Source organism: Achromobacter sp. 77 (assembly GCF_020541125.1).
GTDB classification, from domain to species: Bacteria; Pseudomonadota; Gammaproteobacteria; order Burkholderiales; family Burkholderiaceae_B; genus Achromobacter; species Achromobacter mucicolens.
The window spans coordinates 5,571,978-5,586,228 of sequence record NZ_CP059848.1; the positions used below are offsets into that span (position 1 = coordinate 5,571,978).

At 64.2% G+C, this 14,251-nt stretch carries 13 protein-coding genes; 8 read left to right on the forward strand and 5 right to left on the reverse strand.

Features of this window, described 5'->3' with window-relative positions:
- The first annotated feature begins 1 nt into the window (after window position 1).
- A complete protein-coding gene (locus H4P35_RS25710) occupies window positions 2-724 on the forward strand; it encodes an ABC transporter ATP-binding protein (protein ID WP_108005811.1) in 723 nt (240 codons plus the stop codon).
- A gap of 653 nt (window positions 725-1,377) precedes the next feature.
- Here the strand turns inward: H4P35_RS25710 and H4P35_RS25715 are convergent.
- From H4P35_RS25715 to H4P35_RS25730, 4 genes are all read right to left on the reverse strand, one after another.
- The gene (locus H4P35_RS25715) at window positions 1,378-2,628 is read right to left on the reverse strand and encodes an IS256 family transposase (protein WP_142051401.1); all 1,251 of its coding nucleotides are present in this window, start codon (window positions 2,626-2,628) and stop codon (window positions 1,378-1,380) included.
- 600 nt (window positions 2,629-3,228) lie between these two features.
- Window positions 3,229-3,654: an organic hydroperoxide resistance protein gene (locus H4P35_RS25720; protein WP_056327382.1), complete on the reverse strand. Its 426-nt coding sequence runs from the start codon at window positions 3,652-3,654 to the stop codon at window positions 3,229-3,231.
- 162 nt (window positions 3,655-3,816) lie between these two features.
- A complete protein-coding gene (locus tag H4P35_RS25725) occupies window positions 3,817-4,278 on the reverse strand; it encodes a MarR family winged helix-turn-helix transcriptional regulator (RefSeq protein ID WP_056327380.1) in 462 nt (153 codons plus the stop codon).
- A gap of 67 nt (window positions 4,279-4,345) precedes the next feature.
- Window positions 4,346-5,053: a Crp/Fnr family transcriptional regulator gene (locus tag H4P35_RS25730; protein ID WP_056327378.1), complete on the reverse strand. Its 708-nt coding sequence runs from the start codon at window positions 5,051-5,053 to the stop codon at window positions 4,346-4,348.
- Between the two features lie 168 nt (window positions 5,054-5,221).
- Here H4P35_RS25730 and H4P35_RS25735 point away from each other — a divergent pair, with 168 nt between their 5' ends.
- The 7 genes from H4P35_RS25735 (at window position 5,222) to H4P35_RS25765 (ending at window position 13,809) form a co-directional block, all read left to right on the forward strand.
- Window positions 5,222-7,198 carry a long-chain fatty acid--CoA ligase gene (locus H4P35_RS25735; protein ID WP_226847500.1) on the forward strand — a complete coding sequence of 659 codons (1,977 nt, stop codon included), beginning with the start codon at window positions 5,222-5,224 and terminating at the stop codon, window positions 7,196-7,198.
- A gap of 5 nt (window positions 7,199-7,203) precedes the next feature.
- Window positions 7,204-8,001, forward strand: a complete 798-nt coding sequence (locus H4P35_RS25740; protein ID WP_056327375.1) for an ABC transporter ATP-binding protein — start codon at window positions 7,204-7,206, stop codon at window positions 7,999-8,001.
- Window positions 8,002-8,026: 25 nt separating this feature from the next.
- A complete protein-coding gene (locus H4P35_RS25745; protein WP_056327372.1) occupies window positions 8,027-8,956 on the forward strand; it encodes a branched-chain amino acid ABC transporter permease in 930 nt (309 codons plus the stop codon).
- 23 nt (window positions 8,957-8,979) lie between these two features.
- Complete coding sequence (locus H4P35_RS25750) at window positions 8,980-10,044, forward strand: branched-chain amino acid ABC transporter permease (RefSeq protein WP_152382907.1); 1,065 nt, start codon at window positions 8,980-8,982, stop codon at window positions 10,042-10,044.
- A gap of 134 nt (window positions 10,045-10,178) precedes the next feature.
- Complete coding sequence (locus H4P35_RS25755; RefSeq protein WP_081100873.1) at window positions 10,179-11,516, forward strand: ABC transporter substrate-binding protein; 1,338 nt, start codon at window positions 10,179-10,181, stop codon at window positions 11,514-11,516.
- A 106-nt stretch (window positions 11,517-11,622) separates the two neighbouring features.
- Window positions 11,623-12,459, forward strand: coding sequence for an ABC transporter ATP-binding protein (locus tag H4P35_RS25760; protein WP_142052405.1), 837 nt, complete (start codon window positions 11,623-11,625; stop codon window positions 12,457-12,459).
- Window positions 12,460-12,540: 81 nt separating this feature from the next.
- Complete coding sequence (locus H4P35_RS25765; protein WP_226847502.1) at window positions 12,541-13,809, forward strand: phenylacetate--CoA ligase family protein; 1,269 nt, start codon at window positions 12,541-12,543, stop codon at window positions 13,807-13,809.
- 16 nt (window positions 13,810-13,825) lie between these two features.
- Here H4P35_RS25765 and H4P35_RS25770 read toward each other — a convergent pair whose 3' ends face one another.
- A complete protein-coding gene (locus H4P35_RS25770) occupies window positions 13,826-14,251 on the reverse strand; it encodes a DUF6691 family protein (protein ID WP_226847504.1) in 426 nt (141 codons plus the stop codon).

A 14,251-nucleotide genomic window follows, 5' to 3' on the forward strand; every position in this document is an offset into this window, starting at 1 on the left:
GATGCTATCGATCAAGAATCTGGAAGCAGGCTACGGGAAGGTGAAGGTGCTGCACGGCATCAGCATGGAGGTGCCCAAGGCAAAGGTGGTGACGCTGATCGGCTCGAACGGGGCCGGCAAGACGACGACGATGCGGGCATTGTCGGGGATGATCCGGCCGACGGCGGGCGAGATCACGCTGGGCAGCAAGCGCATCGACGGGCTGGAGTCGCATCGCATCGCGCGGCTGGGGCTGGCGCATTCGCCGGAGGGCCGGCGGGTGTTTCCGACGCTGTCGGTGACGGACAACCTGCTGCTGGGCGCCTTTCCTCGCCTGACGGGCAGCCGACCGAAGGGTGACGTGCAGGCGGATCTGGGGCGGGCGATGGATCTCTTCCCTCGGCTGAAGGAACGGCGCGATCAGCTGGCAGGCACGTTATCGGGCGGCGAGCAGCAGATGCTGGCGATGGCGCGTGCGGTGATGCTGAATCCCGAACTGGTGCTGCTGGACGAGCCGTCGATGGGACTGGCGCCGATCCTGGTGGAGGAAGTGTTCCGGATCATTGCGCGGCTCAAGGAAGAAGGCGTGACGATGCTGCTGGTGGAGCAGTTCGCGGCGGCGGCGTTGAATGTCGCGGATTATGGGTATGTGCTGGAGAATGGGCGGATTTCTGTGCATGGGAGTGCGGAGAAGCTGAAGCATGATCCGGCGGTGGTGGCGGCTTATTTGGGTGGGTCGCATTGAGGTTTTTTTGGGGTTTTTTTTAGGCTGGCGTTGAGGGGGGTTCTTTAGACGCCCGCCGCAGCGGGGGCCGAGGCGCGCGGGGCTACGATTGCGGTCCGGAGCCTTCGCTCCGGACTGCCCCTTCGTCAACCTCGTACGCCTTCCGGCTCCCTTCGGTTTCCCTCGGGCGCATCTACACGCCCCGCGCGCCTCGGCCCCCGCTGCGACGGGCTCTTGTAGATTCAGCTTTGCTGTCTGCGGGGCGAGTGGGGTTCTTTAGGTTCTTGCCCACGGTAGGGGGAGAGAGAAAGATCTTGCGGGGCCCGCCCGCGGCGGCCGCGCGGGCGGCCTTCGGGGGCTTACGCGCCGTCTTGCGTCGGAGCGATGACGCTTCGCGTGTGGCTGCTTCATGTCTAGGTGTCTGACACCCTGGAGAGATTCGCTTCACACCGAGGGCGTCTCCCGAGGGTGTCAGACACCGGCAGCGGCAGACGCTCTTGGCAGGTTCAGGCAGCCACGGCATTAATCGTCACTTGAACCGCGGTGCCCGATGGGCGGCGCGTACGGGTCGGCAAGTTGTAGCTGACCGTCGCCGCGCCGGGGAGTGTCAGTATTTTTGTGTTTGAGGCGTTAGAAGCCTGATAGTTGTTTCTATCAGGCTTATGGATGCTATCTCAGCGATACGGGTCGGTGAAGCGTTCTGCATAAATCACGGCGAACTGGTTCATAGCGGCCTTCCAGTCGTGCGTGGCGCTGCCCCAGGCTCCGGTGATGTTGCGCAAGACCAGCCACAGTAGCTTGGTGGCCGCTTCGTCGCTTGGGAAGTGACCTCGCGTTTTCACCGCGCGGCGCAGTTGGGCATTAATGCTCTCGATCGCATTGGTGGTGTAAATCACCTTGCGGATCGCCGGTGGGAACGTAAAGAACGGGATCACACGGTCCCAGGCCCGGCGCCATGCATCAGCGATCGGCGCGTAGCGTTGGCCCCAAGGGCCTTGCTCGAACTGCACGAGCGCGGCCAGCGCTGCCTCCACGGTCGCCGCCGTGTAGATCGGCCTTAGCGCCGCAGCCACCGTCCGGCGCTCCTTCCAGCTGGCGTATTCCAGGCTGGAGCGGATCAGGTGCACGATGCAAGTCTGCAGCGTCGTGGCCGGGAACACCGCGTTCAGCGCCTGCTCCATGCCTTTCAGACCGTCAGTGACAGCGATCAGGATGTCCTGCGTGCCGCGGGTCTTGAGCTCGTTGAACACCTTCATCCAGAACTTGGCGCCTTCGGTCTGCTCGATCCACAGGCCCAGGATGTCGCGCGTGCCGTCTGGCAACACCGCCAGCGCCAAGTAAACGGCCTTGTTGCGCACCACGCCGTCCTCGCGGATCTTGACCCGCAGCGCGTCGAAGAACACCACCGGATACATCGTCTCCAGAGGCCGCGTTTGCCAGGCCGTGACCTCGTCCATCACCGCGTCGGTCACCGAGCTGACGAACTCCGGCGAGACTTCCGTGCCGTACTGCTCGAGCAGAAACCCTTGGATCTCGCGCACCGTCATGCCGCGGGCGTACATGGCGATGATCTTGTCGTCGAACCCGGTAAAGCGGCGCTCGTGCTTGGGGATCAGGATCGGGGCGAAGCTGCCATCGCGGTCGCGTGGGATCTCCACCCGCAGCGGCCCGTCATCGGTCAGGACTGTCTTGGAACTCTTGCCGTTGCGTTGATTGGTGGCCTGCTCGGGGCGCTCGCCGCCCGCCGGATAGCCCAGGTGGTGGCCCAATTCCGCTCCCAGGGCCCGTTCGATCAGCGCCTTCTTGAACGCCATCGACAGGTCCTGCACCGCCTCGGCGGTCATAGGGCCTTTGACGAATTGATCAACCAACTCTGCGGGAATCGCCGGCAGTTCCCTCAGCGGCGTCTTTTTCTTGGTAGCCATACATGCTCCTTGAGCAACATGTTAGGCCCCAAACACAAAATTTATGACACTCCCCCGCGCCGCCCATCACCGCTCTCCCCCCTCTGACGAGCGTCATTCGAAAACTGATCTGCGCCCGCGCGCAAGCGCACCCCGCACCGACGACCCACGTCTCCGATGCCGATTGCCGCCGCCCGGGCGGCAGCAATTCGGCGGCCCCGCAAATCCCCTTCCCTGACCACAGGTCTTACAGCGCCCCAAACCAAAGACCCTCGCAGCACGGCGTCGCGGTCACCGTGGGTGCGAGCGCCGTCGATGCGCCCGAGGGAATCTGAAGGGAGCCGAAGGCGGACGAAGATGACAACGGGGTAGTCCGGAGCGAAGGCTCCGGACCGCAATCGTGGGCGATCGTGCCCACGGTGACCGCGGCGTCGGGCGACCTACGAAGCACCTCGTAGCAGCAAGATCAACAACCCACGAAGAACCGCCTGCCACAACACCAACGACCCAATAAACAGTCCCTCGCACAAAACAAGATGGGCCTCACAGGCAACCGACCAACTCGGTCATCCCCTGCAAGGCCCACGCTCACGTCACATCACCCTCAATGCAACGTCAACCTCAAACGATCGTCAGCGTCACGTCGATGTTGCCGCGCGTGGCGTTCGAGTACGGGCACACGATGTGTGCGGCTGCGACCAGCTTTTCGGCTTCGGCGCGGTCCAGGCCCGGCAGCGAGATCTTCAGTTCGACTTCGATGCCGAAACCGGTGGGGATCGCGCCGATGCCAACGGTGCCGTTCACGGACACGTCAGCCGGGATCGCGATCTTGTCGCGGTTGGCGACGAACTTCATGGCGCCCAGGAAGCAGGCCGAGTAGCCGACGGCGAACAGTTGTTCCGGGTTCGTGCCCGCGGCGCCGGCGCCGCCCAGTTCACGCGGCGTGGTCAGCTTGACGTCCAGGTTGCCGTCGTCGCTGACGCCACGGCCTTCGCGGCCTCCGGTGGCGGTGGCGTTGGCGCGGTAGAGGACTTTTTCGATCGACATGGTGTATTTCCTTTGAATGAAGTTTGTACTGCTTGCCTTGCGGGACCCTTCCCGTATTGGCGGTCAACGATGAACTTGCGACTTTCCTGAAATTTTAAATAGCGAACAACAATATCGTGCGCTACTTATAAAACCGGATGATGACAGGCATCACCCCCAACCTTAAAGACTTTCGACCAGCTTTTCCCGCAGCGCGTGAAGCGTCTTCGTCATGCCCTGCGCTTCGTCCAGCGAACACTGCGCCGCCGCACCGACCGCATGCGGCACCGCTTCGGCCTTTTCGCGCAGGTCGCGGCCCTGCTTGGTCAGGCTCACGATTACCTGGCGTTCGTCGTTCACGGCGCGCTTGCGCGTCACCAGTCCGGCGGCTTCCAGGCGCTTGAGCAGCGGCGTCAGCGTGGCGGAATCCAGGAACAGGCGATCGCCGATATCCGTCACCGTAATCTCGTCGCCTTCCCACAGCACCAGCATCACCAGGTATTGCGGATAGGTCAGATCCAGCCCGCGCAACAGCTTGCGGTACACCTTGTTCATCGCCAGCGAGGTCGAGTACAGGGCGAAGCACAGCTGGCTGTCCAGCAGCAGCGGGTTGAAAGCGCCTTTGGTCTTGTTTCTGGATTTCATGGCGCAATATTAAATAGCGCACGATTTATCGTCAACACTTTTTTTTTGCGCCTTGGCTTGCCCCGGCTTACGCCGCCTGCTCCGTTTCCGACGTGCCCCGATCCGACCCGTATTGCTTCAGGCCGTCCAGATCCAGCACGCGCACCGCGCCGTATTCGACATTCAGCAATCCCGCTTCCTCAAGCTTGCGCAGCGCCTGGTTGGCGCGCTGGCGCGAGACACGGGCCAGATAGCCGACTTCTTCCTGCGTAATCGTCAGGCGCATGCCCATGCCCGGATACAGCAAAGGGTTGAAGAGCTCGGCCAGGCAGCGGGCGACGCGCGCGTCGGGATCCAGCAGACGGTCGTACTCCGCCTTGCCGATGAACTGCGCCACGCGCTCGTTCAATTGGTGCAGCAGATAGCGGTTGAACGGAATACTGGTATCCAGCAACCAGTCGAACGTCGCGCCCGGCAGACGCGCCACCACCGAGTCGCGCAGCGCCACGATGTCGTATTTGCGGACTTCGCGCTTCAGGAGCGAACCTTCGCCGATCCAGCCGCCGGCGGGCACGCCCGTCAGCGATGCGACCTTGCCTTCCGAATTGCCCACCGACACCTTCACCAGTCCCGCAAGCACACCGATCCATGCCTGGGCGAGTTCGCCTTTGCGCTCTATGATCGATCCGGCAACGACTTGCTGCACGGAAAGGTCCCGCTCCACGCGCGCTTGCTGCTCTGCGTCGAGGACGCGGAACCAGGCGGCGGCGAGTTGCAGGGAGTCGGATAGCTGCATCGGGAATACCCTAAAAGGTCCTTGAATGTCGCGATGGTGACAGTTGGTAGCAACCCAACCTTATACCTTAACTCCTGCCGTAAATCTAAAACCAACTGGTCAAGCACGCCGCCGCAGCCGCTTCAACGCAGGCACCGCGCGCGATGCGCCCAAACCGGAGGAGACAACGTGGCACATTCATCGCCCGCATCTGCACAGATGCCGGCGGCGCCGGACACCTTTCCGGCGCTGCTGCTCGCGCATGCCAACGTTCGTGGGTCGCGGCCCGCGATACGAGAGAAAGACCTGGGGATCTGGCAAACCCTGACCTGGTCCGAAGTGGCGGAGCATGTCCGTCACGTCGCGCAGGGTCTCGCATCGCTTGGCATCCAACCCGGCATGCACGTGGCCGTCATCGGAGAGAATCGCCCGCGTCTGTACATGGCCATGATGGCCGCGCAGTCGCTCGGTGCGATTCCGGTTCCGCTCTATCAGGACGCCGTCGCGCAGGAAATGGTCTACGTGCTGCAGGATGCGGAGATCAGCGTCGCGATCGTCGAGGACCAGGAACAGGTCGACAAGATGATCGAGGTGCGCGAGCAATGCCCCGCGCTCAAGCACGTCGTCTTCGACGACCCGCGCGGTTTGCGTCACTACGCCGATCCCATGCTGCTGTCTTACGAGCAGTTGGAAGCGTTGGGAAGCGAATATGCGGCCAAGCACCCGGACTTCTATGCGCGCGCCGTGGCCGCCGTGCAGCCGCAGGACCCCGCGGCGATGTTCTACACATCCGGCACGACGGGCAAGCCCAAGGGCGTCGTGCTGACGCACCACGCGCTCATCGACCGCGCGCGCGCCGTGTCCGACATGGAAAAGCTGACCGACCAGGAAGACGTGCTGGCCTACCTGCCGCCCGCCTGGATCGGCCAGAACATGTTCTCGTACACGCAGCTGCTGGTCACGGGCTTCACGGTGAATCATCCCGAGTCGCCCGATACCGTGTCGATCGACATGCGCGACATCGGCCCCACCTATTACTTTGCGCCGCCGCGCGTGCTGGAAGGGCTGCTGACGCACGTGATGATCCGCATGGAAGACGCGGGATATCTCAAGCGCAAGCTGTTTGGCGCCTGCATGAAGCTGGCGCGCCGCGTCGGCACCAAGATCCTGGACGGCGAGTCCGTGAACGCCTGGGACCGCATGCGCTATGCATTGGGCAACGTGCTGATCTATGGCCCGCTGCGCAACGCCCTGGGCATGAGCCGCGTGCGCGTGGCCTACACGGCTGGCGAAGCGATTGGGCCGGACCTCTTTGTGTTCTACCGCTCCATCGGCATCAACCTCAAGCAGTTGTACGGGTCCACCGAGACCTCGGTGTTCGTCTGCGTGCAGCCCGACGGGCAGGTGCGCGACGACACCGTCGGACCGCCCGTGGCCGGCGTGGAAATCCGCGTGGCCGACAACGGCGAGATCCTGGTCAAGAGCCCGGGCCTGTTCAAGGAGTACTACCGCAATCCGGATGCCACGGCCGAGGCGCGCAGCGCCGACGGCTGGTTCCATACGGGCGATGCCGGTTACCTGGACACCGACGGACAGCTCAAGATCATCGACCGCGCCAAGGACGTGGGCAAGCTGGCCAACGGCAGCCTGTTCGCGCCCAAGTACATCGAGAACAAGCTCAAGTTCTTCCAGCACATCAAGGAAGCGGTGGCGTTTGGCGCGAACCGCGAGGATGTGTGCGCGTTCATCAACATCGACCTGGAAGCCGTGGGCAACTGGGCCGAGCGCCGCGGCCTGGCCTACGCCGGCTACACCGACCTGGCGGGCAAGGACGAGGTCTATCAGCTCATTGCCGAATGCGTGGAACAGGTTAATGCGGACCTGGCGACCGATCCAAAGCTGGCGGCCTCGCAGATCAGCCGCTTCCTGATCCTGCACAAGGAACTGGATCCCGATGACGACGAGCTGACCCGCACGCGCAAGGTGCGCCGCGCCTTCATCGCGCAGAAGTATGGCGTGCTGATCGAGGCGCTCTTTGGCGGCAAGCAGTCGCAGTTCATCGAGACCGAAGTGAAATTCGAAGACGGACGCACCGGCAAGATTTCGGCGGATCTGCGGATCTGCCCGGTCAAGACGTTTCCCGCCATCACCGCCCGAGCCGCGTAGAGATCATGAGCCATAACGACCGCGACCAGCGTATCGGCGATGTCATGCTGGACATGCAGAACATCTCCTTGTCCTTCGGCGGCGTCAAGGCGCTGACCGATATTTCCTTCAACGTGCGCGAGCACGAGATCCGCGCCATCATCGGGCCCAACGGCGCGGGCAAGAGCTCCATGCTCAACGTCATCAACGGCGTGTACACGCCGCAGCAAGGCGGCATTGAATTCCGCAACCAGCGATTCTCGCGCATGAACCCGCGCCGCGCCGCCGAGATGGGCATCGCGCGCACGTTCCAGAACCTGGCGCTGTTCAAGGGCATGAGCGTGCTGGACAACATCATGACGGGCCGCAACCTGCGCATGAAGAGCGGCCTGCTGGCGCAGGCGTTCCGCCTGGGGCCTGCCGAGCGCGAAGAGATCCAGCATCGCGAGTTCGTCGAAAACATCATCGACTTCCTGGAAATCCAGGCCTACCGCAAGACGCCGGTCGGCCGCCTGCCCTACGGGCTGCAGAAGCGCGTGGACCTTGGCCGCGCGCTGGCGATGGAGCCGCGCCTGTTGCTGCTGGACGAACCGATGGCCGGGATGAACATCGAGGAAAAGCAGGACATGAGCCGCTTCATCCTGGATGTGAACGATGAGTTCGGCACGACCATCGTGCTGATCGAACACGACATGGGCGTGGTCATGGACATCTCGGACCGCGTGGTCGTGCTGGACTACGGCAAGAAGATCGGCGACGGCAAGCCCGATGAAGTTCGGGCAAATGAAGACGTCATTCGCGCCTATCTCGGCGTGTCGCACTAAGCCGGACAACCCAAGGCGGAAAGACATGGGATTTTTTCTAGAGACCTTATTCGGCGGCCTGATGAGCGGCATGCTGTACGCGCTGATCGGCCTGGGCTTCGTGCTGATCTTCAAGGCGTCCGGCGTCTTCAACTTTGCGCAGGGCGCGATGGTGCTGGTGGCGGCGCTGTCGATGGCGCGCTTTTCGGAATGGCTGCCGCGCTGGCTGGGCTTTGACAACATGATCCTGGCCAACGTGCTGGCGTTCATTGTCAGCGCCATCGTGATGTTCCTGCTGGCCGTGGCGATCGAACGCTTCGTGCTGCGCCATCTGGTCAACCAGGAAGCCACCACGCTCCTGATGGCCACGCTGGGCATCAGCTATTTCCTGGACGGACTGGGCCAGATCACGTTCGGCAGCTCGGTGTACTCCATCAATGTCGGCATGCCCAAGGATCCGCTGTTGATCCTGGACTCGGTGTTCGAGGGGGGGCTGCTCATCAACCTGGAGGATCTGACCGCCGCGGTCATTGCGGCGCTGCTGGTGGCGGCGCTGGCGCTCTTCTTCCAGTACACCTCGACGGGCCGCGCGCTGCGCGCCGTGGCCGACGACCATCAGGCCGCGCAGTCGATCGGCATACCGTTGAACCGCATCTGGGTGATCGTGTGGAGCGTGGCGGGTCTGGTGGCGCTGGTGGCCGGGATCATCTGGGGATCGAAGTTCGGCGTGCAGTTCACGTTGTCCACCGCCGCGCTGCGCGCGTTGCCGGTGGTGATCCTGGGCGGTTTGACGTCGGTGCCGGGCGCCATTCTTGGCGGGCTCATCATCGGGGTGGGGGAAAAGCTGTCCGAGGTGTATCTGGGGTCGCTGGTGGGCGGCGGCATCGAAATCTGGTTCGCCTATGTGCTGGCGCTGGTGTTCCTGCTGTTCCGTCCGCAAGGGCTGTTCGGCGAGAAGATCATCGACCGCGTCTAAGCCTGCGTCACCGAGGATAAAACATGTTCTATCGCGAAAACGGCCAATTCAAGACCAGCTATCGCGCTGACCAGCAGATCTTCCCGATCCGCCAGGATCGCGTCTTCATCTGGCTGCTGATGGCGGTGGCGTTCATCGCCGTGCCGGCGATGGCCAGCGACTATCTGCTGCGCGCCATCCTGATTCCGTTCCTGATTCTGGCGCTGGCCGCCGTGGGCCTGAACATCCTGGTCGGCTACTGCGGCCAGATCTCGCTGGGAACAGGCGCCTTCATGGCGGTGGGCGCGTATGCGGCGTGGAACTTCGGCGTGCGCTTTCCCGGCATGCCGCTGGTGGCGCAGATTCTCTTGGGGGGCTGCTTCGCCACCCTTGTCGGCGTGATCTTCGGCATCCCCAGCCTGCGCATCCGTGGCCTGTACCTCGCGGTGGCGACACTGGCCGCGCAGTTCTTCGTGGACTGGGCGTTCCTGCGCATCCCCTTCTTCACCAACTATTCGTCCTCGGGCAGCGTGTCGGTGCCGCCGCTCACGGCCTTCGGGCTGCCGGTGCAGAGCGCCATGGAGAAGTACCTGTTCGTGCTGATCCTGGTCGTCATCTTCAGCCTGCTGGCCAAGAACCTGGTGCGCGGCGCCATCGGCCGCCAATGGATGGCGATCCGCGACATGGACGTCGCCGCTTCCGTCATCGGCATCCGGCCCATGTACGCCAAGCTGACGGCGTTTGCGGTCAGTTCGTTCATCGTCGGCGTGGCCGGCGCCTTGTGGGGCTACATCCACCTGGGTTCGTGGGAGCCGCTGGCGTTCGACCTGGGCCGCTCGTTCCAGCTGCTGTTCATGGTCATCATCGGCGGGCTGGGTTCGATCATCGGCAGCTTCTTTGGCGCCGCGTTCATCGTGCTGGTGCCCGTGGCGCTGTCCAACATCCCGCACATGCTGGGCCTGCCGCTGTCGGTGGACACCGCCGCCCACATCGAGCACATGGTGTTCGGCGCGCTGATCGTGTTCTTCCTGATCGCCGAGCCGCACGGCCTGGCGCGGCTGTGGAGCATCGGCAAGGAGAAGCTCAGGATCTGGCCGTTCCCGCACTGATCGTGTTTCGTTTTGATTTCCGTGGGTCCATCGCAGCACAACCGCGCTGGACCCCCGCCCCGAATACCCGGCTCAAGACCGGGCCAATCCCGGTGTCACAGGGTTGACCGACCCAAACACCACGCAGGAGGTAAATGGAGATGAAGCGTCTTAACCTGAAGTTGGCGGCAGCCTTGATGGCCGCAGCCGGCGCCGCAGGCGCCGTGGCCACGCCGGCAATGGCGGCCGAAGAGCAGTTCGTTCCGTTGCTGGTGTATCGCACGGGATCGTTCGCGCCGCTGGGCATTCCCTGGGCCGATGGCAAGCTGGATTACCTGAAGCTCGTGAACGAGCGCGATGGCGGCGTGAACGGCGTGAAGATCACGTACGAAGAATGCGAGACCGCCTACGCCACGGACCGCGGCGTGGAATGCTACGAGCGCCTGAAGGGCAAGGGCACCGGCGCATCGGGCTTCGACACGCAGTCCACCGGCATCACCTTCGCGGTCAGCGACAAGGCCATCGTCGACAAGGTGCCCGTGGAAACGATGGGCTACGGCCTGTCGCAATCGGTGGACGGCAGCGTGTTCGAGTGGAACTTCCCGCTCTTGGGCACGTACTGGACCGCCGCCGACGTGATGATCCAGGACATCGCCAAGAAAGAAGGCGGCATGGACAAGCTCAAGGGCAAGAAGATCGCCCTGGTCTATCACGACTCGCCGTACGGCAAGGAACCGATCCCGCTGCTGCAAAAGCGTGCGGCCAAGGAAGGCTTTGAATTGCTGCTGTATCCGGTGACGGCGCCGGGCGTGGAGCAGAAGTCCACCTGGCTGCAGATCCGCCAGGCGCGCCCGAACTACGTGCTGCTGTGGAGCGCGGGCATCATGACGCCCACCGCCATCCGCGAAGCGCAGGCCAGCGGCTATCCGCGCGACAAGATGTACGCGATCTGGTGGGCCGGCTCGGAAGGCGACGTCAAGGACCTGGGCGATGTCGCCAAGGGCTACAACGCCATCACCATCCACAACAGCGGCGCCGACAGCGACAAGGTCTACGACGATCTGAAGAAGTACGTCTACGACAAGGGCCAGGGCGCGGACAAGACCGGCAAGACCACGTTGGGCACCATCGCCCACACTCGCGGCATGATGATCTCGATGCTGCAGGTCGAAGCGATCCGCGCCGCGCAGGAGAAGTACGGCAAGGGCAAGGCGCTGACGCCGGAGCAGGTGCGATGGGGCTTCGAGAACCTGGACCTGACGCAGGAAAAGCTCGACAAGCTGGGCTTTGGCCAGATCATGCGTCCGGTCAAGACCTCGTGCGCCAACCACAAGGGCGACGACTGGGCCCGCATCGTGCAATGGGACGGTTCCAAGTTCAAGGTCGTTTCCGACTGGTATCAGGCCGACAAGACGATCCTGGACCCGATGGTCAAGGAATCGGCGGCCAAGTACGCCAAGGAAAAGAACATTACGCCCCGCAAGTGTGAGTGATGCCCCTGGAGCGCCCGCGGCGGCCATGCCGCGGGTGCGCAACGCATGTTGATATGACCCGGCGGCCGGCTTTCCGGCCGGCCGCCGCCACGCTGCAGGAATGTTTATGAACGACGCCAATATTGCCGCCGCAGGCGCCCCGCCGGTGCTGCTCGATGTGAACGGCATCGAGGTGATCTACAACCACGTGATCCTGGTGCTCAAGGGCGTGTCCCTGCAGGTGCCCGAAGGCAGGATCGTGGCGCTGCTGGGCGCGAACGGCGCGGGCAAGACCACCACGCTGCGCGCGATCTCCAATCTGCTCAAGGGCGAACGCGGCGACGTCACCAAGGGCAACATCCAGTACCGCGGCCAACGCATCGAAAAGCTGACGCCAGCCGAGCTGGTCAAGCGCGGCGTCGTGCAGGTGATGGAAGGCCGGCACTGCTTTGCCCACCTCACCATCGAGGAAAACCTGCTGACCGGCGCCTATACGCGCAGCATGAGTCGCGGCGACACCGCCGCCGCGCTGGAACGGGTCTACCAGTATTTCCCGCGCTTGAAGCAGCGCCGCACCAGCCAGTCCGGGTACACCTCGGGCGGCGAGCAGCAGATGACCGCGATCGGCCGCGCGCTGATGGCCAACCCGAACATGATCCTGCTGGATGAACCGTCGATGGGTCTCGCGCCGCAGATCGTCGAAGAAATCTTCGAGATCGTGCGCGACCTGAACCAGCGCGAGCGCGTGAGCTTTCTGTTGGCCGAGCAGAACACCAACATCGCCCTGCGCTACGCCGATTACGGCTACATCCTGGAGAACGGCCGCGTGATGATGGACGGCGCCGCGTCCGACCTGGCGCAGAACGAGGACGTGAAGGAGTTTTACCTGGGCATCTCCAGCGGCGAACGCAAGAGTTTCCGGGACAACAAGTTCTACCGCCGCCGCAAACGCTGGCTGGCCTGATTTCCGACGCGGGCAAGCCAGCGCTTGCCGCATGGCGCCGGCAACGGCGCCGCCAACCGGCACACGAGAAGGTGCGATTCCATGTCCGAGTTTTTCGATGACCTCGAAACCCGCGCGCCCGAGCAACGCGAGCGCGATCTGATGGCGGCCCTGCCTGGGGCGATTGCGCGGGCCATCGCGCGTGCGCCGGCCATCGCCGAGCAATTGCGCGGCGTGGACCCGGCCACGGTCACCTCGCGCGAGGCGCTGGCCCGGCTGCCGGTGCTGCGCAAGCACGAATTGCTTGAACGCCAGCAGCACAGCCGCGATGACGCCGTCCGGCCCGCTGGGCCCGCCAAGGCTTTCGGCGGCTTTTCCGCGATCGGCTGGGGCGAAGCGATGCGGGTGTTTGCCTCGCCCGGCCCGATCTACGAACCGGAAAGCGCGCGCTCGGATTACTGGCGCTTTGCGCGCGCCCTGTACGCGGCGGGCTTTCGCGCCGGCGAACTGGCCTACAACTGCTTTTCCTATCACTTCACGCCGGCCGGCTCGATGATGGAGACAGCCGCGCACGCGGTGGGCTGCACCGTATTCCCCGGCGGCACCGGGCAGACCGAACAGCAGGTGCGCGCGATTCAGGACCTGTCGCCCAGCGGCTACACCGGCACGCCCAGCTTCCTGAAGATCATCCTGGAAAAGTCCGATGAACTGGGCGTGAAGCTCGATTCGCTGCGCCGCGCGCTGGTTTCCGGAGAGGCCTTCCCGCCCTCGCTGCGCGACTGGCTGGCGGCACGCGGCATCGATGGCTACCAGGCGTACGGCAGCGCCGACCTGGGCATGATCGCTTTCGAGACGCCTGCGCGCGAGGGGCTGGTGGTGGGCGAGGACATCATCGTCGAAATCGTGCGTCCGGGCACCGGCGAGCCCGTGCGCGACGGGGAAGTCGGCGAGGTCGTGGTGACCACGCTGAACCCCGATTACCCGCTGGTGCGGTTCGGCACCGGCGATCTGTCGGCGGTGATGCCGGGCATTTCGCCGTGCGGGCGCACCAACACCCGCATCAAGGGCTGGATGGGGCGCGCCGACCAGACGACCAAGGTGCGCGGCATGTTCGTGCACCCCTCGCAGGTGGCCGACGTGGTCCGGCGGCATCCGGAAATCCTGCGGGCGCGGCTGGTCATCAGCGGCAGCACGGGCTCGGACCGCATGGTGCTCAAGGTGGAGTCGCGCGAGCAGAACGATGACCTGGCCAAGCGCATCGCCGATTCGGCGCGCGACGTGACCAAGCTGCGCGCCGATGTGCAATGGGTGGACGCAGGCGGCCTGCCGAACGACGGCAAGGTGATCGACGACATCCGCACGTACGAGTAAGGCGGCGGACGCGGGGTCAGGCCCCGCCGCGCCGGGCGCGTTCGATGATGGTGTGGATCGCCATCCCCGCAAGCATGGCGACCACAAAAATACCGGCCTCGCCGATGCCGGCCGCCGCGGCGACGACGGCGGGTCCGGGACAGAATCCCGCCACGCCCCAGCCCACGCCAAACGCCAGGCTGCCGCCGGCCAGACGCCAGTCCAGCTGCGTGGCCTGCGGCCAGCGCATGGGTTCGCCCGACAGGCTGGCGCGGCGGCGACGCAAGAGCGCAAATCCGATGCTGGCCACGACGACGGCGCCGCCCATCACGAAAGCCAGGGTGGGATTCCACAAGCCTGCCAGGTCCAGAAATCCCAACACGCGCGCGGGGTCGGCAAGTCCCGACACCAACAGGCCGAATCCGAAGACTAGCCCGGCGGCAAAAGCGTAGATCGCAGCCAT

Coding starts and splice junctions, on each gene's coding strand:
- H4P35_RS25710 (WP_108005811.1), top strand. CDS start 2: ATGCTATCGATCAAGAATCTGGAAGCAGGCTACGGGAAGGTGAAGGTG.
- H4P35_RS25715 (WP_142051401.1), bottom strand. CDS start 2,628: ATGGCTACCAAGAAAAAGACGCCGCTGAGGGAACTGCCGGCGATTCCC.
- H4P35_RS25720 (WP_056327382.1), bottom strand. CDS start 3,654: ATGTCGATCGAAAAAGTCCTCTACCGCGCCAACGCCACCGCCACCGGA.
- H4P35_RS25725 (WP_056327380.1), bottom strand. CDS start 4,278: ATGAAATCCAGAAACAAGACCAAAGGCGCTTTCAACCCGCTGCTGCTG.
- H4P35_RS25730 (WP_056327378.1), bottom strand. CDS start 5,053: ATGCAGCTATCCGACTCCCTGCAACTCGCCGCCGCCTGGTTCCGCGTC.
- H4P35_RS25740 (WP_056327375.1), top strand. CDS start 7,204: ATGAGCCATAACGACCGCGACCAGCGTATCGGCGATGTCATGCTGGAC.
- H4P35_RS25745 (WP_056327372.1), top strand. CDS start 8,027: ATGGGATTTTTTCTAGAGACCTTATTCGGCGGCCTGATGAGCGGCATG.
- H4P35_RS25750 (WP_152382907.1), top strand. CDS start 8,980: ATGTTCTATCGCGAAAACGGCCAATTCAAGACCAGCTATCGCGCTGAC.
- H4P35_RS25755 (WP_081100873.1), top strand. CDS start 10,179: ATGGAGATGAAGCGTCTTAACCTGAAGTTGGCGGCAGCCTTGATGGCC.
- H4P35_RS25760 (WP_142052405.1), top strand. CDS start 11,623: ATGAACGACGCCAATATTGCCGCCGCAGGCGCCCCGCCGGTGCTGCTC.
- H4P35_RS25765 (WP_226847502.1), top strand. CDS start 12,541: ATGTCCGAGTTTTTCGATGACCTCGAAACCCGCGCGCCCGAGCAACGC.
- H4P35_RS25770 (WP_226847504.1), bottom strand. CDS start 14,251: ATGGCTGCGATCTACGCTTTTGCCGCCGGGCTAGTCTTCGGATTCGGC.